This window comes from Wenzhouxiangella limi, from assembly GCF_010499265.1.
Classification (GTDB): domain Bacteria; phylum Pseudomonadota; class Gammaproteobacteria; order Xanthomonadales; family Wenzhouxiangellaceae; genus Wenzhouxiangella; species Wenzhouxiangella limi.
Genome location: NZ_JAAGSC010000044.1, coordinates 163,362 through 185,464 on the forward strand (window position 1 = coordinate 163,362; position 22,103 = coordinate 185,464).

Annotated in this window: 22 protein-coding genes and 1 pseudogene; 11 read left to right on the forward strand and 12 right to left on the reverse strand. The window is 65.1% G+C overall.

From position 1 onward, the window contains the following. Positions 1-7: 7 nt before the first annotated feature. From G3I74_RS14325 to G3I74_RS14360, 8 genes are read right to left on the reverse strand one after another with little or no spacing between them, the layout of a single operon-like run. Positions 8-562 carry a GNAT family N-acetyltransferase gene (locus G3I74_RS14325; RefSeq protein ID WP_164212291.1) on the reverse strand — a complete coding sequence of 185 codons (555 nt, stop codon included), beginning with the start codon at positions 560-562 and terminating at the stop codon, positions 8-10. After that, a complete protein-coding gene (gene arsS / locus G3I74_RS14330; RefSeq protein WP_164212292.1) occupies positions 559-1,521 on the reverse strand; it encodes an arsenosugar biosynthesis radical SAM (seleno)protein ArsS in 963 nt (320 codons plus the stop codon). The genes G3I74_RS14325 and arsS overlap by 4 nt, the downstream gene beginning before the upstream one ends. Then, positions 1,518-2,204, reverse strand: a complete 687-nt coding sequence (locus G3I74_RS14335; RefSeq protein WP_164212293.1) for a TIGR04282 family arsenosugar biosynthesis glycosyltransferase — start codon at positions 2,202-2,204, stop codon at positions 1,518-1,520. Before G3I74_RS14335 ends, arsS begins: the two co-directional genes overlap by 4 nt. After that, on the reverse strand, positions 2,201-2,887 hold the full coding sequence (locus G3I74_RS14340; RefSeq protein ID WP_164212294.1) for a glycosyl transferase family 2: 687 nt from the start codon (positions 2,885-2,887) through the stop codon (positions 2,201-2,203). Before G3I74_RS14340 ends, G3I74_RS14335 begins: the two co-directional genes overlap by 4 nt. 10 nt (positions 2,888-2,897) lie before the next feature. Next, on the reverse strand, positions 2,898-3,845 hold the full coding sequence (locus G3I74_RS14345; protein WP_164212295.1) for a hypothetical protein: 948 nt from the start codon (positions 3,843-3,845) through the stop codon (positions 2,898-2,900). Then, positions 3,842-4,696 carry an ABC transporter ATP-binding protein gene (locus G3I74_RS14350; protein WP_164212296.1) on the reverse strand — a complete coding sequence of 285 codons (855 nt, stop codon included), beginning with the start codon at positions 4,694-4,696 and terminating at the stop codon, positions 3,842-3,844. The genes G3I74_RS14345 and G3I74_RS14350 overlap by 4 nt, the downstream gene beginning before the upstream one ends. Further along, the gene (locus G3I74_RS14355) at positions 4,693-5,067 is read right to left on the reverse strand and encodes a GntR family transcriptional regulator (protein WP_164212297.1); all 375 of its coding nucleotides are present in this window, start codon (positions 5,065-5,067) and stop codon (positions 4,693-4,695) included. The genes G3I74_RS14350 and G3I74_RS14355 overlap by 4 nt, the downstream gene beginning before the upstream one ends. Further along, a complete protein-coding gene (locus G3I74_RS14360; protein WP_164212298.1) occupies positions 5,064-5,348 on the reverse strand; it encodes a hypothetical protein in 285 nt (94 codons plus the stop codon). The genes G3I74_RS14355 and G3I74_RS14360 overlap by 4 nt, the downstream gene beginning before the upstream one ends. Positions 5,349-5,509: 161 nt before the next feature. Between G3I74_RS14360 and G3I74_RS14365 the strand changes: the two genes are divergently transcribed. After that, a complete protein-coding gene (locus G3I74_RS14365) occupies positions 5,510-6,199 on the forward strand; it encodes an FKBP-type peptidyl-prolyl cis-trans isomerase (RefSeq protein ID WP_203594775.1) in 690 nt (229 codons plus the stop codon). A gap of 20 nt (positions 6,200-6,219) precedes the next feature. After that, the gene (locus G3I74_RS14370; RefSeq protein ID WP_164212299.1) at positions 6,220-6,798 is read left to right on the forward strand and encodes a DUF2058 domain-containing protein; all 579 of its coding nucleotides are present in this window, start codon (positions 6,220-6,222) and stop codon (positions 6,796-6,798) included. Positions 6,799-7,099: 301 nt separating this feature from the next. Here G3I74_RS14370 and metH read toward each other — a convergent pair. The 3 genes and pseudogenes from metH to gloB all read right to left on the reverse strand — a co-directional run bounded on the left by metH (position 7,100) and on the right by gloB (position 12,582). Next, positions 7,100-10,818: pseudogene (gene metH, locus G3I74_RS14375) on the reverse strand (methionine synthase). Beyond that, the gene (locus tag G3I74_RS16045; RefSeq protein WP_164212530.1) at positions 10,815-11,744 is read right to left on the reverse strand and encodes a metalloregulator ArsR/SmtB family transcription factor; all 930 of its coding nucleotides are present in this window, start codon (positions 11,742-11,744) and stop codon (positions 10,815-10,817) included. The pseudogene metH and the gene G3I74_RS16045 overlap by 4 nt, the downstream one beginning before the upstream one ends. Before the next feature lie 70 nt (positions 11,745-11,814). Next, positions 11,815-12,582 (reverse strand): hydroxyacylglutathione hydrolase, encoded by a 768-nt coding sequence (gloB, locus tag G3I74_RS14390; RefSeq protein ID WP_203594776.1) that lies wholly within the window; start codon positions 12,580-12,582, stop codon positions 11,815-11,817. Between the two features lie 50 nt (positions 12,583-12,632). Between gloB and G3I74_RS14395 the strand changes: the two genes are divergently transcribed. From G3I74_RS14395 to dnaQ, 3 genes are read left to right on the forward strand one after another with little or no spacing between them, the layout of a single operon-like run. Then, complete coding sequence (locus G3I74_RS14395; RefSeq protein ID WP_164212301.1) at positions 12,633-13,241, forward strand: class I SAM-dependent methyltransferase; 609 nt, start codon at positions 12,633-12,635, stop codon at positions 13,239-13,241. Beyond that, positions 13,238-13,684 carry a ribonuclease HI gene (rnhA, locus tag G3I74_RS14400; protein WP_164212302.1) on the forward strand — a complete coding sequence of 149 codons (447 nt, stop codon included), beginning with the start codon at positions 13,238-13,240 and terminating at the stop codon, positions 13,682-13,684. The genes G3I74_RS14395 and rnhA overlap by 4 nt, the downstream gene beginning before the upstream one ends. A 21-nt stretch (positions 13,685-13,705) precedes the next feature. Next, positions 13,706-14,419: a DNA polymerase III subunit epsilon gene (gene dnaQ / locus G3I74_RS14405; protein ID WP_164212303.1), complete on the forward strand. Its 714-nt coding sequence runs from the start codon at positions 13,706-13,708 to the stop codon at positions 14,417-14,419. A gap of 16 nt (positions 14,420-14,435) precedes the next feature. Here dnaQ and mltF read toward each other — a convergent pair whose 3' ends face one another. After that, positions 14,436-15,899: a membrane-bound lytic murein transglycosylase MltF gene (gene mltF / locus G3I74_RS14410; RefSeq protein WP_164212304.1), complete on the reverse strand. Its 1,464-nt coding sequence runs from the start codon at positions 15,897-15,899 to the stop codon at positions 14,436-14,438. 150 nt (positions 15,900-16,049) lie between these two features. Here mltF and gltX point away from each other — a divergent pair, with 150 nt between their 5' ends. From gltX to G3I74_RS14440, 6 genes are all read left to right on the forward strand, one after another. Continuing rightward, the gene (gene gltX / locus G3I74_RS14415) at positions 16,050-17,477 is read left to right on the forward strand and encodes a glutamate--tRNA ligase (RefSeq protein ID WP_164212305.1); all 1,428 of its coding nucleotides are present in this window, start codon (positions 16,050-16,052) and stop codon (positions 17,475-17,477) included. Positions 17,478-17,508: 31 nt separating this feature from the next. Further along, the gene (locus tag G3I74_RS14420; RefSeq protein WP_203594778.1) at positions 17,509-17,952 is read left to right on the forward strand and encodes a Fur family transcriptional regulator; all 444 of its coding nucleotides are present in this window, start codon (positions 17,509-17,511) and stop codon (positions 17,950-17,952) included. A 7-nt stretch (positions 17,953-17,959) separates the two neighbouring features. Continuing rightward, positions 17,960-18,931, forward strand: coding sequence for a helix-turn-helix transcriptional regulator (locus tag G3I74_RS14425; protein ID WP_164212307.1), 972 nt, complete (start codon positions 17,960-17,962; stop codon positions 18,929-18,931). Positions 18,932-19,002: 71 nt separating this feature from the next. Beyond that, entirely contained in the window at positions 19,003-19,701 is a 699-nt protein-coding gene (gene phoB, locus G3I74_RS14430; protein ID WP_164212532.1) for a phosphate regulon transcriptional regulator PhoB, read from the forward strand. Further along, a complete protein-coding gene (gene phoR / locus G3I74_RS14435; protein WP_164212308.1) occupies positions 19,701-21,017 on the forward strand; it encodes a phosphate regulon sensor histidine kinase PhoR in 1,317 nt (438 codons plus the stop codon). Before phoB ends, phoR begins: the two co-directional genes overlap by 1 nt. A gap of 117 nt (positions 21,018-21,134) precedes the next feature. After that, positions 21,135-22,100 carry a PstS family phosphate ABC transporter substrate-binding protein gene (locus tag G3I74_RS14440; RefSeq protein WP_164212309.1) on the forward strand — a complete coding sequence of 322 codons (966 nt, stop codon included), beginning with the start codon at positions 21,135-21,137 and terminating at the stop codon, positions 22,098-22,100. Positions 22,101-22,103 lie beyond the last annotated feature (3 nt).

Below are 22,103 nucleotides of genomic sequence, written 5' to 3' on the forward strand. Positions count from 1 at the left end.
GTTGCGGTCAGTTCAGCGGCAGCCGGGCCAGCATCACGCCAGTATCCACGTCGCTGGGGCCGAGATGGAAACCCATTTTCCGCATCAGATCCAGCATCGGCCGGTTTTCGGCGAGGATGAATCCATACATTGCCTTCAGACCCTGCGTGCGGCACCAGTCAGCCAGTTGCCCGACCAGGTAGCGGCCCAGCCCGAAGCGTCGAATTTCACGTCCCAGGATGACGGCAAACTCCGCTTCCTGGCCGTCGTCATCGATGGCGACCCTGGCGACGGCGGCAATCCGGGCTTCAGAGGGGGGCTTGGCCTCGACCAGCACCAGCGCGAACTCGCTTTCCGGATCGATGCGGCAGAGCCGTTCGGCATACCCTGCGGTCAGCTCGTTGAGCGGATGGAGGAAGCGCATCCGGATCTCCTGCGGCGTCAGGGTAAGGAAGCCCGCCTGAAGCATCTGCGCATCCGACGGCTGGATGGGACGCATCAGCAGCCTAGTGCCGTCGGTCAGCTCGATGGCCTGGCACCACGGCCTGCCCAGGGCGTGGCTCGTGAAAGCCGTGCCGCTCATCCGGTCAAAGCGCCGCCGCAGCTGGAGCCCTGGCCGGCCGTACAGCCATAGCAATGCTCGGCGATGCCGATAGCGCGCGGTGTTTTTCCATCCTCGAGCAGGTCGGCCAGTTGGGTGCGCCGCTTGCTGCCGCCCAGCGGCAGGCCAAGCATCTGGTTGAAGTCGCAGTCGTACAGAAAGCCCTGGTAGTCCACGCTGATCAGGTTGCGGCACATCACGGCGGCCAGATTGCCGGGCTGGTAGGCGTTTTTTAGTAGCTTCAGGTAGTCGTCAAACATGCCCTTGGACAGCAGCATCGATCCGAAGCGCTTGATCGGCATGTTGGTGATCGTGAACAGACGATTGAAAACCAGCCCGAACTCCTCGCACAGCAGACGCTTGTAGTCGGCCTCCAGCTCATCCTGCGCGGGAGGCAGTTGCGGCCCGAGCGGATTGTAGACCAGGTTGAGCACCAGCCCGGTGTCGGGCTGGCCGTAGCCGAGCCGGTTGAGCGTGAGCAGCGCGCTGATGGAGGCTTCAAAGACGCCGTTGCCGCGCTGGCTGTCGACGTTTTCTCTGGAATAACAGGGCAGGGAGGCGATGATCTCGACGCGGTGTCGGGCCAGAAAGTCGCCCACCCATTCGTAGCCCGGCTCTTCCATGATGGTCGGATTGAGCCGGTCCAGCACGTGCATACCGCGCGCGCTCGCCTGCTCGACCAGCCAGCGGAAATGCGGATTCATTTCCGGCGAGCCACCGGTCAGGTCCAGGGTTCGCGCGCCGAAACAATCCGCGACTGCCAGCGCCTGCTCCATGGTGGCCCGATCCATCAGCTCGGTGCGCTTCGGACCTGCCGCGACGTGGCAATGCAGGCAGCTGAGATTGCAAAGATAGCCCAGGTTCATCTGCAGCGTTTCGATACGCTGTCGCTGGATGGCGGGAAAATCCGATTCCTTCAGCAGCGGCCAGGTTTCTTTCATTCGGTTGCAGAACTCCAGGGTAAATTGCTTAAGTGACAGCGCAGCCAATCTATCAGACCGCGCTGGTCCGGATGTGGACAGGAGAGGGTTTCCAGTTCCTCGATGACGCCGGGCAGGTCCCCGATGTGATCCAGGTCGCAGCGCCTGGCCAGCCAACGCCACTTCAGCGAGGCGCCGGCGGCGTCCAGAAACTGGTCCAGCACTGTTTCGGTTCCGTAGGCCGGGCGATGCCACAGGGCGGCGGGCAAAGTGCGGTTGGCGCCGATCAGCCAGAAACCGCCGTCCAGCGCGGGTCCGATCACGCCCCGGTCAGCTTCGCCGTCCAGCCAGCTGCTGGCCGACTGCAGGGCGTTTCGGTCAACCTGCGGCAGGTCCGCGCCGAGCAGTAGCCCGCGGCCGTGGCGCTGGATCAGGAGGTCGTGGATGGCGTGCATGCGCGCCCCGAGGCCGCCTTCCGGCTGCACCAGGACGGGCAGATCCTGCCACAGCGGATGCCCAAGCGCGCCCTCCTCGGCGATCGCCCAATATACCGGTCCGACCTCGGCGGCAAGTGCGACCGCGGCGACGGTTCGGGCGCAGCGCAGGTGGCAGGCCTCGGCCCGCCGTGCGCCGACGGCTGCGGCCAGCCTTGACTTGACCGGCGACAGCCCCGGCGTCTTGACGAAAATGGCGATGGCGGTCATTCGGACTCGGGCCGTCTGCGACCGGCCCGGGCCGCTCTCGTCAGTCGCCAGGCGTTGACCTGATGCCGCCAGCTGGTCTTCCACCAGCCCTGTTCGCGATAGCGGCGGGCGCTGGTGTAGATGCGCGCCGGCAGACGGCGAAGCGGCAGTCCGGCGGCACGCGCGCGCACCACGAAGTCAAGATCTTCACCGCGCGCGAGGTCTGTCCGGAACCCGCCGAGGCGTCGAAAGTCCTCGGCGGGCAGGCACAGTCCCTGGTCGCCGTAAGGCAGCCCCAGCAGCCTGGAGCGGAGGTTGGCGCCGATGGCGTTCAGGGCGGTCTGTTTCGGTCCGTCCGGAAGAAACGCCAGATCAAGGTAGGCGAGCACGGCCTCGGTGCCGCAAGTCAGTCGCTGGACCTGAACCAGCGCCGGCTCGGTCAGAATGGAGTCGGCGTGCAGAAACCACAGCCAACGGGCGCGGCTGGCGCTGGCCGCGGCGTTGAGCTGCAGACCGCGTCCAGCAGGTCCCTGCAGCCAGTTGATGCGGTCGGGCAGTCCGGCGGGGCGCTCTTCAACGGCGGAAATGCAGACCGGCCAGGCTGGCGGCAGCTGCTCGAGGAGCCCGCGCCAGCTGACTTCGGCAGGACCGGCCGGGATGATGACCTGGAGCCCGGCCGGTCGGTCACCGAGCATTGCCCGCATCGGGATAGCCTTACTGGTCCGTCGCCCGGCGCCGGAAGAAAATCGCGCCGAAGATCAACACGGCCGCGATGAGCAGCCCGATCCACATTTCCGGCCTGAGCAGATGGGATAGAACGCCCGAAAAGCTCAGGTAGAGATCTTCGCTGAATTGCAGTTCTTCCAGACCGTTGCCGAGGTTGATCGTGGTGTTGCCCGGCAAAACGCCGCTGCCCAGACGCTTGAGCATGATCAAGCCCAGATTGAGCTCGGGCAGGCGGAACCCCGAGATCAGGCTGTAACTGTGCTGGGCAATACTCAAGCCGGCCGGAATGGCGATCGCGATCAGGATGGGGAGCCGCGGTGCCCAGGACGAGCAGAACAGCAGCCAGCCGTAAATCGGCAGCAGCCAAAGCGCCTGGACCAGCAGCCCCAGGGCCATTACCGACCACAGACGCGGCAGGCTTGCCGGCCACCAAAGGTGGGTCAGGGGGTTGATCTCAGCCATCAGGGCATAACTGCTGGCGATCAGCAGCAGGACGATGTGGGTCAGGATGATCGCGCCCAGAAACAGCGCCGGCACCATGATGCAGGCGGTCAGCAGTTTGGACAGCACGGTCACGCGGTCAGAGATCGGCAGCGACTTCCAGAACAGAATGGAGCGATCCTTGCGGTCGTCGTACAGGCTGCCGGCCAGGTAGAACAGGATAATCAGCAGCATGACCTGCAAAACCAGGTTGGAGCTGGCAAACAAGGCACCCGAGACCAGCAGTCGCTTCTGTTCCGGTGGCATGTCGGCAAACATGCGCATGGCGTCCACGGTAAAGGCCATTTGCGCGTCGAAGCGAGAGCCGAGGACCAGCACCACGATGGTGAACAGAATGATCAGTCCGCCGATGCCCAGCGGGGTCCACTTGAAGGCGAAAGGACTCTCCCAGACTTCACGCCGCATCAGCGACCAGAGATTGGCGAGTGTGCTCATGCGTTGTCTCCCATCAACCCAACGAACAGGTCCGCCACGCTGGGTCGATGAATCTCGCCCAGCGACGCGAGCTTTTCGCGGTCCGGCTCGTCGAACAGCAGGATGTGGCGCCCGAACAGCACCCGCTCGTGCAGGGGGGCAAGGGCGCGGGCCTGCTCGACCTGGTCGGGACGGACCATCACTTCGGTATAGCGCTCGTGGATGGCCTCCATCGACTGGTTGAGCACCAATTGTCCATCCTTGATGAAGACCAGGTCGGTCAGGATATGTTCGACCTCCTCGACCTGGTGGGTGGTGATCACGATGGTCCGCTCCTCGTCGAAGTATTCGTTGAGCAGGTTGGAGTAAAAGCGCTTGCGAAACAGGATATCCAGGCCCAACGTGGGTTCGTCGAGCACCAGCAGGCGGGCATCGATGGCCATGACCAGCGCCAGGTGAAGTTGCACCACCATGCCTTTGGAAAGCGTCCTGATACGCGCCTGGGGCCGGATGCGGGTGGCCTCAAGATAATGCAGGCACTGCTTGCGGCTGAAGTTTGGATGCAGGCGCTCGGTCAGGTCGATGATCTGATGCACCCGTGCCCAGCGCGGCAGGACGGCGACATCGGCGATGAAGCAGACGTCCTGCATCAACTGGTCGCGTTGCCGGGCCGGATCCAGACCCAGCACCGACAGTTCGCCCTGATAGCTTGACAGCCCGAGGATGGCCTTCAGGGCCGTGGTCTTGCCGGCGCCGTTGGGTCCGATGAGGCCGACGATGCGGCCGGACGGAATGTCCAGATCGATACCATCCAGAGCGTGCACCTGGCCGAAGCTTCGCCGCAGTCCGCGTGCCTTGATGATTGCATTCATGTTGACTCCTCACCTGATGGGGTCGCTGCCCGGATCAGTTCTTCGACATCCAGGCCCAGCTGGCGGATCTTGTCCGCCTGGCGGGGCCATTCTTCGGTCAGGTAGCGCTCTCGCTCACTGGCCAGCAGTCGTGCGCGAGCGCCGGGGCACACGAACATGCCCACACCGCGTTTCTTTTCCACCAGCTGGTCATCAACCAGCGACTGATAGGCCTTGGAGACGGTCAGTGGGTTGATCTGAAAGTCGACCGCGACCTGTCTCACCGAGGGTAGAGGCTGCCCTTCTTCCAGGGCCCCGTCAAGAATGGCCGCTACCGTGCGTTCGCGCAGCTGCCAGTAGATCGGCTGGTTGTCATCCCATTGAGCGCTCATCCACCACCCGGACGCAGACCCGGAAACCATGGAATCCAGCGCGTGGTCGACCGCGATGACATCTTGTCACCCGGCCTCGCGTCGCCTTTCGGCGTGATGTCGGGGCGCGGGTCATCCGCGGCGGTTGCGACCCACGCGGCGGGATCGGCCTGTGCGTCGAGCACCTGCTTCTGGCGCTGGCTGAAATCAGAGGTGAAAGCGAGAACCAGGCAAACGGCTGCGGCCAGGGCGGCCAGCCCGTGGGGAACGTGAAACGCATTGTTTCTGGCGATTGGCAGCATGAGGTTCTCCTTGATTTAACGTGTTGGTGTAATAGTCTAGTAGCACACCATGACGGAGTCAAGCATTTTTTCGATGCAAGCGTCTCAAGCGGCCAACCGCGGTCGATCTGGTACCATTCACGCTACATCACGTTTTCCCCTGCTCAAGGAGTCAAGAGTCCATGCGTAATCACAAATTGCCTGTTGTCGCGCTCGTTGCCGCGATGTCTTTTCCCGCGCTGGTCGCGGCGATGGAAACACCCGAAGAACGTTTAAGCTACACGATTGGCATGGACATCGGCCAATCGCTGTCCGAGCAAGGCATGGAACTCGATATCGACCTGCTGGTGGAAGCCCTGCGCGCCTCTTATGCTGGCGAAGAAACCCGCCTGACCCAGGAAGAAGCCCTGGCCGAACGCGACGCCTTCATGCAGCGCCGGCAGCAGGAAATGGAGCAGGAGCGTGGCGTGGAAGCCGAGCGCAACCTGGAGCAGGGAGAGGCTTTCCTGGCCCAGAATCGCGATAACCCGGACGTGCAGGAAACCCCGTCCGGCCTGCAGTATCGGGTCATCGAGGAAGGCGACGGAGCCAGCCCCGAGGCCACCGACCAGGTGACCGTTCACTACGTCGGTACCTTGATCGACGGGGTCGAATTCGACAGCTCCCGCGCTCGCGGCGAGCCGGCCACGTTTGCCCTCAACCAGGTCATCCCCGGCTGGACCGAAGGGGTCCAGCTGATGCAGGAAGGCGCGATCTACGAATTCTTCATCCCGGCCGATCTGGCCTATGGTGAGCAGGGTCGCCCGGGCCCGATCGGACCCAACTCGACCCTGATCTTCGAGGTCGAGTTACTTGAAGTCCAGTCGGACTGATCGAACCGCGGCCAGTCGCCATGGGATCGCTGCAAGACGCCCTGCTCAATGCAGGGCTGACCGAAGAAAAGCCCAAACCCTCGCGAAGGAAGCCCAGGCCGGCGCGTAAAGCTGGTGTTTCCGGGCGCGCCGGCTCCGGCAAGCAGCCGCGAGCCAAGGCGGGCAAGCGTCGCCCGATGTCGGCGGCCGAGTCGGACCTGGCGCGCGCCTACAAGGCCCGGGAGCAGGCCGAGGCGGCTGAAAAAGAGCGCATCAAAAAGGAGCGCGTCGCTGCCCAGGAGGCGCGGCGAAAGCGCAACCTGCAGCTCGATGCGCTCATCAGCGGTCAGACCCTGAACCGCAAAGATGCCGACTGCCCGCGCTATTTCGAGCACCTGGGCCGAATCCGGCGCGTCTTGTGCACGCCCGAGCAGCGCGAGCAGCTCAACAACGGCGAACTGGGCGTGGTATCGCTGCGCGGCTCTTACCTGCTGGTCAGCCTGGAAACCATGGAAGCCTTTCGGGCGATCGCGCCTGACCTGGTCCCGGACCTGTCGCCCAAAGAGCCCGAGGACGACGGTTCGGATTACCCGCCGGTGCCGGACGATCTGGTCTGGTAGGGGCATATAGCATCAGCCCTGAGTGGCTTCGGCGGCGAGCCGGTGGGGAGGGCATCGCTTCAGTTCGACGCGTGGCGAGGCCTTCAGCGATGCCTCCCCACCGGCTCGCCTTGAGGTCAGGAGCAATTTAAGACAGGACGACTTCGACGAGGTCGGGAGAGTTTCGGCAGCACCACAGGCCCAACGGCAGGGGCGGGGATGACCCCCTGAAGGCCTCGCCACGCGTCGAACTGAAGGGGGTCATCCCCGCCCCTGCCGGCTCCGAAGCCCAGAATAAGAAAGGCTATCCCGCAGCTGGCTGTCAGGCCTCGTTGGAAAGATTGGGCCGCAGAAACTTCTCGGCCGTCGCCACATCAATGCCCTTGCGCCGGGCATAGTCCTCGACCTGGTCTTTTGCGAGCTTGCCAACCACGAAGTATTTCGAGTCCGGGTGGCCGAAGTAGTAGCCGCTGACCGCGGCGGTGGGCAGCATGGCAAAGTTCTCGGTCAGCTGCATGCCTAGGCGGCCCGGGACGTCGAGCAGGTCGAAGATCTTGGTTTTTTCGCTGTGGTCCGGGCAGGCCGGATAGCCGGGGGCAGGGCGGATGCCGCGGTACTTTTCGCCGACCAGGTCTTCGTTGGCCAGATTTTCGTCGGCCGCGTAGCCCCACAGCTCGCGCCGGACCTTGGCATGCAGCGCCTCGGCCAGGGCCTCCGCGAGACGATCGGCCAGCGCCTTGAGCATGATGTCGGCGTAGTCGTCGTGTTCGGGCAGCCGCTGGGCTGCTTCCTCGATACCGAGGCCGGCGGTCACCGCGAACAGTCCGGCCCAGTCAGGGACTCCAGAGTCGGCCGGGGCGACGAAATCGGCCAGGCACAGGTTCTCGCTGTTCTTGTCGGCCTGCTGGCGCAGGCAGACCAAGCGTTCGAGCACCTCGCTGCGGCTTTCGTCGGTGTAGAGCACAACGTCGTCGCCGTCCCTGGCCGCCGGCAGCAGCGCGCACACGCCGCTGGCGGTCAGCCAGCGTTCGGCCACGATCTTGTCGAGCATGGCGCGCGCATCGTCGAACAGGCTTCTGGCGGTTTCGCCGACCACCTCGTCGTCGAGAATATCGGGATAGCGCCCGGCCAGTTCCCAGGTGCGGAAGAACGGCGTCCAGTCGATGTAGCCAACCAGGTCTTCCAGCGGCCAGTCGTCGATCTGGTGGATGCCGGGCCGGCGCGGGGCTTTCGGCTGATGGGCCGACCAGTCCGGCTGGTAGGCTTTCTCGCGCGCCTTGGCCAGGCTGATCAGCGGCTTGCGCGAGCGCTTGGCGGCCGCGCCTTCGCGATAGTCCTGGTAGTCGGCGGCGATGGTTTCGAGGTAGTCGACCCGGTTTTTCGGGCTGGCCAGCTTGCGCGCCACGTCGACCGAGCGCGAGGCGTCCTTGACCCAGACCACCCCGTGCTCGTAGCAGGGCTCGATCTTGAGCGCGGTGTGGGCTCTGGAGGTGGTCGCCCCGCCGATCATCAGCGGCATCTCGAAGCCTTCGCGCTGCATCGCCTCGGCCACGCTGACCATCTCGTCCAGCGACGGCGTGATCAGTCCGGACAGCCCGATCACGTCGACCTCGTGGGCCCGGGCCTCGGCCAGGATCTTTTCGGCCGGCACCATGACGCCCAAGTCGACGATGTCGAAGCCGTTGCAGGCCAGGACCACGCCGACGATGTTCTTGCCGATGTCGTGGACGTCGCCCTTGACCGTGGCCATCAGGATCTTGCCCTTCTTGTCGCCGACCTTTTTTTCTTTTTCCAGGTAGGGCACGAGGTGAGCCACGGCTTTTTTCATCACCCGGGCCGACTTGACCACCTGGGGCAGGAACATGCGGCCGTCGCCGAACAGGTCGCCGACGTAGTTCATGCCGTCCATCAGCGGTCCTTCGATGACCTCCAGCGAGCTGGCGTGGGCCTGGCGCGCTTCCTCGGTGTCTTCGGTCACGTACTTGTCGATGCCCTTGACCAGGGCGTACTTCAGCCGCTCGGCGACCGGTTTTTCGCGCCAGGCCTCGTCCTTTTCCTCGCGCCGGCCCTCGCCCTTGAAGCGCTCGGCCGCCTCGAGCAGGCGTTCGGTGGCATCGGCGCGGCGATTGAGGACCACGTCTTCGACCAGTTCGCGCAGCTCCGGGTCGATGTCGTCGTAGACGGCCAGCTGGCCGGCATTGACGATGCCCATGTCCATGCCGGCGCGGGTGGCGTGGTAGAGAAAGACCGAGTGCATGGCCTCGCGCACCAGGTCGTTGCCGCGAAACGAAAACGACATGTTCGAAACGCCACCGGAGACGTGGCTGTGCGGAAAGCGTTTCTTGAGCTCGCGCGCGGCGGTGATGAATTCGACCGAGTAGTTGTCGTGCTCCTCGATGCCGGTGGCGACCGGGAAGATATTGGGGTCGAAAATGATGTCTTCGGGCGCAAACCCGGCCTGCTCGGTCAGCAGCCGGTAGGCGCGCGACAGGCACTCGAGCATGCGCTCGGCGCTGTCGGCCTGGCCGCTTTCGTCGAAGGCCATGACCACGACGGCGGCGCCGTAGCGATTGATGCGCCGGGCCTGCTCGAGAAAAGAGGCCTCGCCTTCTTTCAGGCTGATCGAGTTGACCACGCCCTTGCCCTGCAGGCATTTCAGGCCGGCCTCGATGACCTTGAACTTGGACGAGTCGATCATGATCGGGACCCGGGCGATATCGGGCTCGGCGGCGATCAGGTTGAGGAAGGTCACCATGGCGTGCTCGGCGTCGAGCATGCCCTCGTCCATGTTGACATCGATGATCTGGGCGCCGTTTTCGACCTGCTGCAGGGCGACTTCGACCGCCTCGTCGTAGCGTTCGTCGAGGATCAGCTTCTTGAAGCGCGCCGACCCGGTGACGTTGGTGCGCTCGCCGATATTGACAAAACCCAGCTCCGGGGTAATCACCAGCGGCTCGAGGCCGCTCAGTCGGGTGTGGCGTTTTTCTCTGTTGTCGCCGTGACTCATGCCGCCTGGGCCTCTGGCTGTGCTCTTGGGGCGAAGCCGCGAATCGCCTCGGCAATCGCGGCCAGGTGGTCCGGGGTGGTGCCGCAGCAGCCGCCGATGATGTTGACCAGGCCTTCCTCGGCATAGCCGCGGATGACCTTGGCCATGTCCTCGGGGCTCTCGTCGTACTCGCCGAACTCGTTCGGCAGCCCGGCGTTGGGGTGGGCGCTGACCCGCGTTGCCGCGATCCGGCTCAGCGCCCGGACGTGGGCCTTGAGCTGGTCGGCGCCGAGCGCGCAGTTAAAGCCGACGGAAAACGGCCGGGCGTGGGCGACCGAATAGTAGAAGGCTTCCGGCGTCTGCCCGGAGAGCGTGCGCCCGCTGGCGTCGGTGATGGTGCCGGAAATCATCAGCGGCCAGCGCGCCCCGCGCGCTTCGAATTCTTCCTCGACGGCGAACACGGCGGCCTTGGCGTTGAGGGTGTCGAACACGGTCTCGATCATGATCGCATCAGCCCCGCCGTCGAGCAGACCGCGGGCGGCTTCGCGATAGGCCAGCACCAGATCGTCAAAGGTCACGGCCCGGTAGCCGGGGTTCGAGACGTCCGGCGAGATCGAGGCGGTGCGGTTGGTCGGGCCGAGGATGCCGACCGCAAAGCGCGGCTTGGCGGGGTCTTTGACCTCGAATTCGGCGCAGGCCTGTCGGGCAAGTTCGGCGGCGATGCGATTGATTTCTTCCGACCGGTCCTCCAGGGCGTAGTCGGCCTGGCTGATCCGGTTGGCGTTGAAGGTGTTGGTCTCGATCAGGTCGCAGCCCACGGCCAGAAAGCGGTGGTGGATATCGCTGATCAGATCCGGCCGGGTCAGTGTCAGCAGGTCATTGTTGCCCTTGAGATCGTCGCCATGATCGGCGAAGCGCTGACCGCGATAGTCGTCCTCGTCCAGGCCGGCGGCCTGGATCATGGTGCCCATGGCGCCGTCGAGCAACAGGATGCGCTCGGCCAGGGCGGCCTGAAGTTGCTGCACGCGTTCGGGGTTGTACCAGTTCAGCGTCATGATTTATCTGCCAGAAGAGTGATGATCTTGAAGTGCGGGGCGCGCCGCTCGACCGAGGTGATGTCGCAAAAGCGGGTCGCCAGGCCGGTCTCGTCAACCATGGCCTTGAGCTGCTGCGGGCGAAAACCGGTATTGACGTGACCGTAGGCGCGCACCGGTTCGGGGTAGCGGTGCTGGTGCAGGGTGGCGAGCAGCAGCTTGCCCCCGGCGGCGAGCACCCGCCCGGCTTCGCTCAGGGCAAGCTGAGGCTGATGGCTGTAGGTCAGGGCATGCAGCAGCAGCACGGTGTCGAAGGCGCCATCGGCGAAGGGCAGGGCGTGCATGTCGCCGCGATGAAAGTGGACGTGGTCCAGCCCGGCCACGCGCTCGCGCCCGGCCGCGACCACTTTTTCCGACACGTCGATGCAGTCGATGCGCTCGGCGCGTCCGGCCAGCAGTTCGCCCATGACGCCGTCGCCGGAGGCGATGTCGAGCACCCGGCCGGGCGTGAGCAGCTGAACCAGGGCGCGTGCGGTCGCTTCCCAGCTGCGCCCCGGCGAATAGCGCCGCTCCATGTCACCGGCCACCGCGTCCGGCCAGCTGCGGCCGCTGCCGCGCTGCAGCAGCACGTCGGGCAGGCGCTCGGCGTCCTCGCTGATCAGGGCGTCGTCGAGTTCGGTCCTAAACAGCTGCCACAGGCGGTGCAGTTCGGGCTGGTCCGCCACCGCGGCCAGGCGGTAATAGACCGAGACGCCGTCGCGCCGGTCGGCCACCAGGCCCGCCTCGCGCAGCCGCGCCAGGTGGGTCGACACCCGCGGCTGGGCCAGCCGGGTGGCCTGGGCCAGCTCGGCGACGGTCAGTTCCTCGTCCTCCAGCAGCGCCAGCAGGCGCAGTCGCGTGGCATCGGCCAGCAGCGTACAGTGGCGGTTGATGAGCTCGAGATTGATGAGCTTATCCTTCTATCGCGATCAAGCGATAGAGTATAACGCAGCGATGGTTTACGAAAGTTTCGCGCCGCTAGAAAGCGTCCTTCCAGCGCCGGATGACGCCGAACACGGCGGCCGGGTCGTCGCCGGTGCCGGGCTCGCGCCGGTTGGCGGCCTCGATCACACTCGGCTCGCGCGTTCTGAGAAAGGGATTGACCGCGCGCTCGTGGCCCAGGCGCACGGGCAGGGTGATGCGATCGTCCGCGCGCCGTCGCTCGACTTCGGCGGCCCATTCCTGCAGGGCGGCGTTGTCGGGTTCGACTTCCAGGGCAAAGCGGCAGTTGTCGCGGGTGTATTCGTGGGCGCAGTAGACTTCGGTCTGGTCGGCCAGAGGACCGAGCTTGTCGAGCGAGCGCTGCATCTGTTTCGGCGTGCCTTCGAACAGGCGCCCGCAGCCGGCCGAGAACAGCGTGTCGCCGGCCAGCAGGCGGGCCGGGTCGTGAAAAACGATGTGGCTGCGGGTGTGTCCCGGGGTCTCCAGCACCTCGAAGCTCAGCCCCAGTTCGGGCACTTCGGCTCGATCACCCTCCGAGAGCGGGTGGTTGACCTGCGGCATGCGCGTATCTTTCGGGCCCCACACCGGGACGCGCTGGCGTGCCAGCAGCTCGTCGACGCCGCCGATGTGGTCGGCGTGGTGGTGGGTCAGCAGCAGGGCGCACAGGTTCAGCCCGTGGCGGTCGAGGAATTCCAGGGCTTCCGCCGCGCTGCCCGGGTCGACGATGGCGCATCGCTGTTCATCGTGCAGGACCCAGATGTAGTTGGTTTCGAACGCGGGGACGGCCTGGATCTGCAGCGGCATCTTTGCCTCCTTCTGGTATGCTTTCGGCGGTCTTTTGAGATCATCTTACCGTGCCAGCCAAACCCAGCCCCTTCGTCGCCCTGCAATCCGCCGAAAGCCGCCTGGTCGAGGCGCTGCTGGACGGGCAGTCGGCCGAGTGGGTGCTTGAATTTGCCCCGGTCACCAGCCCGTCGCCGGAGCTCGGACTGAAACGCTGCCGCGTGCTGTTCAACGCCGAGGGTTTCTGCTGGCCGTTCCGCTCACCGCTGGACGCGCTGCCGCTGGACAGCGAATCGGTGCCGGCGATGATCCTGCGTCACGCCTGGCAGCCCGGGCGCCCTTGTGATCCGCTGGACGAAGCGCTGCGGATGCTGCGGCCCGGAGGCTGGCTGATCTCGGTGACCGCCAATCCCTGGCATCGCTCAGCCTGGCAGGAGTTGGGACGCCAGGCACTGTGGCTTCCAAGCTGGCCGCAGTTCCAGATGCTGCACGCGCGCCGTCAGCTGACGCTTGGTACCCCGGGGCGCAATTTCTGGCAAGGGCTGGTGCCGGGGCTGACGCCGGTTCTGGCGCTGCTGGCGAGGAAACCCTCGCGCCCGGCGCGCATCCGGCGGCTGAAGTTTCGCGAGCCGCGGTTCGCCGCGGCACCCTCCGCGGCCGCCCAGTGCCGGGCGGCATGAGCGAGCCGGTACGAGTCTGGACGGATGGGGCGTGCCTGGGCAATCCCGGACCCGGCGGCTGGGGTGCCTTGCTGCGCTGGAACGGAACCGAGCGCGAACTGTCCGGCGGTGAGTCAGCGACGACCAACAACCGGATGGAGCTGATGGCCGCCATCCAGGCGCTGGAAACCCTCAAGCGCCCCTGCGAGGTCCTGGTCACGACCGACTCGCAATACGTGCGCAAAGGCATCAGCGAGTGGATGCGGCAGTGGAAACGAAACGGCTGGAAAACCTCGGCCAAAAAACCGGTCAAGAACGTCGATCTGTGGCAGCGACTGGATCTGGCGGTTGCCCGGCATCAGGTCCAGTGGGCGTGGGTCAAGGGCCACAGCGGGCACCCGGAAAACGAGCGCGCGGACCAGCTGGCCAGCGCCGCCGCCCGCCGCGTCATGCCGGGACGCTGATTGATTCCTGAAGGAGTAAAAGTGCGACAAATCGTTCTGGACACCGAAACCACCGGACTCGAGCACGCCGACGGCCACCGCATCATCGAGATCGGCTGCCTGGAAATCAACGACCGGCGGATCACCGAGCGCCACTATCACGTCTATCTCAACCCCGAGCGGGCGGTCGAGAGCGGCGCGCTGCACGTGCACGGCATCACCGACGATTTCCTGGCCGACAAGCCGCGCTTCGGCGATATCGTCGAGGATTTCCTGGATTTCATCCGCGACGCCGAGCTGATCATCCACAACGCCCCGTTCGACGTCGGCTTCCTCAACGCCGAACTGGCGCGGCTGGGCAGCACCGAAGCGGTGCGGGTCGAGCAGGTCGCCTCGGTGCTCGATACCGTCGTGCTGGCGCGCGAACTGCATCCAGGGCAGCGGGTCAGCCTGGATGCGCTGTGCAAGCGCTACGAGATCGACAACTCGCGCCGCGACCTGCACGGCGCGCTGCTCGATGCCGAGCTGCTGGCCGAGGTCTACCTGGCCATGACCGGCGGCCAGGTCGACCTGGGGCTGGAACTGGCGGCAGATCCTGCGATCGAGCTCGGCGGTCAGGACCGCGTCGAAATCGACCGATCGGCGCTGGTGGCGATCTGCCCCAGCGCCGAGGAATTCGCCGCTCACCAGCAGCGTCTGGAATCTATCGCGGCAGCGGCCGGGCATTGTCTTTGGCTGGCGCAGGATCGCGGCTGAACCGGGCCCGGTTCTTTCAGTCTTCTTCCCCGCCCGGGTTGCCGGCGTCGGCCAGCAGCGGGTGCTCGCGGCCCTCCATCCACGACAGGATTTCAAAAAAGGTGCGCACGTTTTCGACGAAGTGCACCGGCTCGTAGCCGCGGGCGTAGCCGAACCGGGTTTGCCGGTACCAGCGTTCCTGAGTCAGCAGCGGCAAATGCTCGCGCACGTCGAGCCAGCGGTCCGGGTCGCCGCCCTGGCGCTGGGTCAGCACGCGCGCGTCCTCGAGGTGGCCATAGCCGATGTTGTAGGCCGCCAGTGCCAGCCAGAGTCGGTCGGGGTATTCGATGCGCTCAGGGACGCGCTCTAGCATGGTCACCAGGTAACGGGCGCCGCCGTGAATGCTCTGGGCCGGATCCAGACGATTCTCCACTCCCAGCTGCTGAGCCGTGCGCCGGGTCAGCATCATCACGCCGCGCACGCCGGTGCGCGAGGTCGCTTGCGGATCCCAGTGCGACTCCTGGTAGCCGACAGCGGCCAGCAGGCGCCAGTCCAGTCCGGTATCCACGGCAGCCTCCTCGAACCAAGAGCGCAGTTCCGGCAGGCGATCGCGCACCTGGCGCATGAAGGTAAAAGTGCCGACCGGCTCGTAGGTGTCCAGGTGGTCGTAGTGGCGCTGGCGGACGTCGGCCAGCATGCCGTTCTGATCGGCCTGGTAAAAGAATTCGCGCATCTGTTGGGCGAGGGAATCGTCGTGACGCCGCCGCGTTGCCCAGGCCAGCTCCTGGGCGACCGGCAACTCGAAGGCCTTGCGCACGGCCGGAAAGAAGCGGCGGTTGAGTTCGAAGACGTTGGAATCGAGAATGGTGTAGGTGATGGTCTCCCCGCTGACGGCGTCAAGCAGGTCCTCAACGCTGGCGTCCGGGTCCTCGCGCAAGCTCACCGCGGGATGATTGCGCGCCAGCCACGGCGCGTAGACGGTGCCGGCGGGAATCACCAGTTCCCCGTCGCTCAGGTCATCGAGGTCTTCCGGGCGTCGGCTACCGCGCCGATAAACCACCACGGGTCGCACGTTTTCGTAAGCCGGCCCGAAACGCAGCGTCTCCATCCGCGCCGGCGTTCGGCTGAAGTTGGCGGCGATGAAGTCTCCGCGGCCGGACTCCAGGGTCGGGATCAGGCTGCCAATGGCGTCGACCGGAATGACCTCCAGCGGCACGCCGATGCGCTCGGCGAAATGTTGGGCCAGGTCGTACTCGAATCCGGTTTCGCCGTCCGCGCCGATGTAGTAGGTGCTGGCGCCGTTGAGCGTCAGCATGACCAGAGTGCCCCGGGCCTGAACTTTTTCGACGAAATTCAGCCCGCTGTCGCCGGACACTCCGAACAGCAGGATGACCAGCCCCAGCAGCACGCGCCCGGGCCCCGGCCCGCGCGGGCGCCAGCGGCGGTGAGAGGCTGCTGGGCCTTCGTGGGAAGGGTCGATGGCGAGTGACTCTGATTGCATGAAATACGCGGTGGTGGCAACACGGTTCCGGACAGTTGCCGTGGCATGCGCGCCAAGGCTTTTGCCGGACGTTATAGCTGATTCGGCCAATCTTCGCTGTGATGACAATACGCTAAAATAAAAGGCTTTTCCGCAGGCACGCCATCTTCCATGACCGACGCTTCGTCTCCCATCCGCACCCGCTTTGCACCTTCGCCGACGGGTTTTCTTCATATCGGCGGCGCCCGCACGGCGCTTTTTTGCCTGCTCGCAGCGCGCGCCACCGGGGGTGAGTTCGTTCTGCGCATCGAAGACACCGACCGCGAGCGCTCCACGGATGCCTCGGTCCAGGCCATTCTGGACGGCATGGCCTGGCTGGGTCTGGAGCACGACGAAGGGCCGTTCTATCAGAGTCAGCGTCAGGAACGCTACCGCGAAGTCATTGATCAGCTACTCGAGGCCGGCCTGGCCTATCGCTGCTACTGTTCGCGCGAGCGGCTTGAGGCGCTGCGGGTTGCTGCCATGGCGGCCGGCGAGAAACCGCGTTACGACGGTCACTGCCGCGACCGTAAAGACGTCCCGGAGGGGGTCGAGCCGGTGATCCGCTTCCGCAATCCCGATGAAGGCACGGTGGTTTTCGAAGACCGGGTACGCGGACGGATCGAGATCGCCAACAGCGAGCTCGATGACCTGGTCATCGCGCGCGGTGATGGTACGCCGACCTACAACTTTGCCGTGGTGGTCGATGACCTGGACATGAACATCAGCCTGGTCATTCGCGGCGACGACCACATCAACAACACCCCGCGCCAGATCAACCTGTACCACGCCCTCGGTGCCGAACCACCGGAGTTTGCCCATGTGCCGATGATCCTCGGCGACGACGGCCAGCGGCTGTCCAAGCGCCACGGGGCGGTCGGCGTCATGGCCTGGCGCGAACAGGGTTATCTGCCCGATGCCATGGTCAACTACCTGGCGCGCCTGGGCTGGTCGCACGGCGACCAGGAGGTTTTCTCGCGCCGCCAGCTGGTCGACTTGTTCCGAATCGAGGACGTCAACCGCAAGGCATCGCGCTTCGATACCGAAAAGCTCAAGTGGCTCAACCAGCATTACCTGCGCGAAGGCGACCGCGACCAGGCCGTGTCTGAACTGGCCTGGCACATGGAGCGCGCCGGACTCAATTCGGCAGCCGGGCCACAGCTGACCGATCTGCTGGCCGTGCAGGCCGAGCGCTTCGATACCGTGGTCGAACTGGTCGAGCAAAGTCGATCGTTTTACGCCGAGTTCGAGGCCTTCGATGCCGGCGCGGCGAAAAAGCATCTTCGTCCGGTCGCGGCCGAACCCTTGCGCGCGCTGCTGCAGCGGCTGCAGGGCCTGTCGGAGTGGTCACCCGAGCGCCTGCAGGCAGCGGTCCAGGAAACCGCCGACGCCCTGGAAATCGGGTTCGGCAAGATCGGCATGCCGCTGCGGGTGGCGCTGATGGGCCACGGCCAGTCGCCGGCCATCGATCAGACCCTGTGGCTGGTCGGGCGCGATCGCAGCCTGGCGCGGATCGAGCGGGCGCTGGCGTGGATTGCCGAGCGCGCTGCCAATGCCTGAAGCGAGAGCGAGGCCTGCTACACTCGAGGTCATGAATGCCAGCAAGGTGATCGGAGAAGTCGAGCGTCAATGCCGGGCGCAAGGCCTGCGATTGACGGCGACTCGACGACGGGTGCTGGAAATGATCCTGGCCGCTGACGGACCGGTCAAGGCCTATGATCTTCTCGATGAGCTCAAGCGCGAGCGTCCGGGTGCCGCTCCGCCCACCGTCTACAGGGCGCTGGATTTCCTGCTTGAAAACCACTTCATTCATCGGCTGGAGACGCTCAACGCGTTTGTCAGCTGCATCCACCCGGACCACCAGCACCAGGGCCAGTTCCTGATCTGCGAGCGCTGCCAGACGGTCACCGAAGTACACGACCACAGTCTGATCCAGGCCCTGGACGATGCCGCCCGCGACCACGGTTTCCGGACTCGTCACCAGGTGCTGGAAATTTACGGGCGCTGCAAGACCTGCCTGGACGCCGGCGGCTGACGGCCGTATGTCCCGCCGGGAGCGCCTCTATCACCTGCACGACATACTGCGCCAGCGGCGCACGCCGGTTTCGCGTCAGGTGCTCATGGAGGAACTGGGCTGCAGCCAGGCGACCCTGTACCGTCTGATCGCAGAGCTTCGCGACCGCCTGGGCGCGCCCCTGGAACAGGCGGAAGACGGACGCGGGTTCTATTACGATCGCAGCCTGGCCGGGCATTTCGAACTGCCGGGTCTGTGGATCAGCCCCGAAGAGCTGCAGGCGCTGCTGATCGCGCGCCACGTGCTCGGCACCGTTCAGCCCGGCCTGCTGGAAGGCGAACTGCTGGGGGTGCAGGAGCGCATCAATCAGCTGCTGGATCAGCAGGGCCTGGATTTTTCTGCTCAGCCCGAGCGCATTCATATCCGCAAGGATGCCGGCCGGCCCGTGCCCGGGGCGCTTTTTGAAGACGTACTGGGCGCCTTGTTCGGACGCCAGCGCCTGCGCATCGAGTACCACGGCCGCCGGCGCGACGACGTCAGCTCGCGCGAGGTCTCGCCCCAGCGCCTGACCAGCTACCGGGATCGCTGGTACCTGGACGCCTGGTGTCATCGCGCCGAGGGCTTGCGCAGTTTCTCGCTGGAGCGTATTCGCTCGCTCAAGCGCCTGGAAGAGCCCGCGCGCGAGGTGGATCCCGATGTGATCGGGCGTCAGCTCGATGCCGCTTTCGGGATTTTTTCCGGTCCCGCCGAACACCGGGCCGCGCTGCGGTTCAGCCCGGAGGCCGCGCGCTGGGCGGCCGAGGAAATGTGGCATCCCGACCAGCGCGGGGCGTGGCAGAGCGACGGCAGCTACGAGCTGGAGTTGCCGTTTGGGCAGGATCGGGAGCTGCAGATGGAAATCCTGCGCTACGGTGACGATGTCGAGGTGCTGGCGCCCGACTTCCTGCGCAGCGCCGTCCAGCGCGCATTGGCCTCGGCGCTGGCGCAGTATCGAGACTGATTGGGGGCGCTTCATTGAGCTGTCATATTGACTTGATGCAATAGCCGGTGAGGAAGTCTGCGAAACAAGGAATCGCCGTGCAGCGCATACTGCTGGTCGAAGATGACGAAGCCATTCGCCGCATGGTGGCCTTCAACCTCTCGCGTGCCGGTTTTGAAACGATCGAGGCCGAAGACTGCCAGTCGGCCCGGGTGGCCCTGGCCGATCAGCGCCCCGACCTGGTCCTGCTCGACTGGATGCTGCCCGACATGAGCGGCCCCGAGTTTGCCCGCGCCCTGCGCCGCGACGATCTGACCCGGGATCTGCCGGTGATCATGCTGACCGCGCGCAGCATGGAAGACGACAAGATTCGCGGTTTCGACAGCGGCGCCGACGACTACATCACCAAGCCCTTCGCGGCGCGCGAGTTGATCGCCCGGATTCGCGCCGTGCTGCGCCGGACTTCGCCGGCCGACGGCGACGACGAGGTCAGCGCTGACGGCCTCGTGCTCAACGTCGCCAGCCACCGCGTGTTCGCCGACAACGAGCCGCTGGATCTGGGGCCGACCGAATATCGTCTGCTGAAGTTCTTCATGTCCCACCCCGATCGCGTCTACTCGCGGGCGCAGCTGCTCGATCACGTCTGGGGCGGCGGCGTGTACGTCGAAGAGCGCACCGTGGATGTCCATATCCTGCGCCTGCGCAAGGTGCTCAAGCCCTATCGCAAGGATCGTTTCGTGCAGACCGTGCGCGGTGCCGGCTACCGTTTCTCCACCAGAGTTCGGACCTGATGCGCAAGGCCTGGCTTGCCGAGGCGTACTTCCTGGCCGGCCTGCTGGCGCTGGCGCTGCTCGGCGGCTGGCTGTTCGGCGCGACCGGGTGGTGGCTGAGCGCGGCGCTCTTGGCCTTGCTGGGGCGGCATTTTGTCCAACTGCGCAAGCTCGAGCGCTGGCTGGGCAGGGGCCGGCAGCGCAATCCGCCGGAGTCCTGGGGTATCTGGGGCGAAGTGTTCGACGACTATTTTCGCCTGCAGAAGCGCTACTACAAGCGCAAGAAAAGACTGGCCAAGGTCATTCGCGAATTCAGAGAGTCGACCGCCGCCATGCCGGACGGCTCGCTGGTGCTCGACGGCGAGCATCGCATGCTGTGGTTCAACAGTGCGGCAGAACGACTGCTGTGCCTGTCCTCCAAGCGCGATCTGGGCCAGCCGCTGGCCAACCTGGTGCGAAGCCCCACCCTGGCGGCCTACCTGGAGGCCAGAGCTTACGACGAGCCGATCATCATCCGCTCGCCGGCCGACGAGACGCGCAGCCTTTCGGCTCGGCTGATCCCTTACGGTTCCAACCAGTATCTCGCCCTGTTTCGGGATGTCACCAAGATTCTTGGCCTGCAGGCGATGCGCCGGGACTTCGTCGCCAACGCCTCGCACGAGCTGCGATCGCCGCTCACGGTGCTTGCCGGTTATCTCGAGAGCCTGGCCGAAGATGGCCCCCTGACCGAAGAATGGCGCGAACCGCTGCAGGAAATGCAGCGGCAAACGCGGCGTATGACGTCCCTGGTCGAGGATCTGCTCGAACTGTCTCGCCTGGAAACCGAGGACGAGCAGGCCGGTGATCAGTCGGTGGCCGTCCCCGCGATGATTCGGCGAATCTTCGACGATTCGCGGCTGCAGGACAGTTCCGGTCACGATCTGCATTTGACCCGATGCGAGCCGGTGAACGTGCTCGGCGCCGAGAACGAACTCTACAGCGCTTTTTCCAACCTGGTGCTCAACGCCATCCGCTATACCCCGGCCGGGGGGCGAATCGAGGTGAGCTGGTGGCGGGAGGATGACGGCGGCGCCAGCTTCGAAGTCGCCGATGGCGGGATCGGGATCGAAGAGCGTCACCTGCCGTTCATTACCCAGCGCTTCTATCGCATCGACAGCGCCCGAAGTCGCAGCAAAGGGGGTACCGGACTGGGTCTGGCCATCGTCAAGCACGTGCTCCAGCGCCACGGCGCGCGGCTGGAGGTCGAGTCCACGCCCGGGCAGGGCAGCACGTTTCGCTGTCGTTTTCCGGCCGATCGGGTGGTCGTTGTCTCGGCGCCTCCGGTGGCGCTGAGCTGACCTCGTGCCGGCTTGAAGCCCGGGTCGACGCTGTAATCAGTCTGTCATGGATCGTCACTAAGCTTGCAAAGAGATAGATTCTGCAGTTCCCTTACCTTCCCGAAAGGAGCCAAGAAAATGTTTGGAAAACTCTGCACCGCCGGAGTCCTCGGTGCCGCCCTGGCCGCTGGCTCGGTCTTTGCCGAGGTGGATCCCGATCTGCCCGAGTATGAGCCGGTCTCCGGCATCTCCGGCAACCTGACTTCCATCGGTTCGGACACGCTGAACAACCTCATGACCCTGTGGGCCGAGGAGTTCCAGGACTACTATCCGAACGTCAATATCCAGATTCAGGGGGCCGGTTCGTCCACCGCCCCGCCGGCGCTGACCGAAGGCACGGCCAATTTCGGCCCCATGAGCCGTCCGATGCGCTCGTCCGAAATCCAGGCCTTTGAAGACAGCCATGGTTATCCGCCGACCATGGTGGGTACCGCCATCGACGTGCTGGCGGTCTACGTCAACAAGGACAATCCCATCGAATGCATGACGCTCGAAGAGGTCGATGCGGTGTTTTCCGTCGGTCGTCGCTGCGGCGCGGCCGACAACATCACCCGCTGGGGCGAGCTTGGACTGAGCGGCGCCTGGGCCAATCGCGACTTTGCGCTCTATAGCCGCAACGCGGTCTCGGGCACCTACGGCTTTTTCAAGGACAACGCGCTGTGCGGCGGTGACTTCAAGCCGTCCATCAACGAACAGCCCGGCTCGGCCTCGGTCGTCCAGGGCGTGACCGAATCGCTCAACGGTATCGGCTATTCGGGTATCGGCTACATCACCTCCGGCGTCAAGGCCATCGATCTCGCGCCGGTCGGCGAAGACAGTTGTTATGCGCCCAATGCGACCAACGCGGCCACCGGCGATTACCCGCTGTCGCGCATGCTGATCGTGTACGTCAACAAGCACCCGAATCGCGACCTCACCCCGCTGGAGCGAGAATTCTTCCGCATGGTGCTCTCCAAGCAGGGCCAGGAAGTGGTGGTGCGCGATGGCTATATCCCGCTACCGGCCCCGGTCGCGCTGCGGATTCGAAACGAGCTGGGGATCTGATCT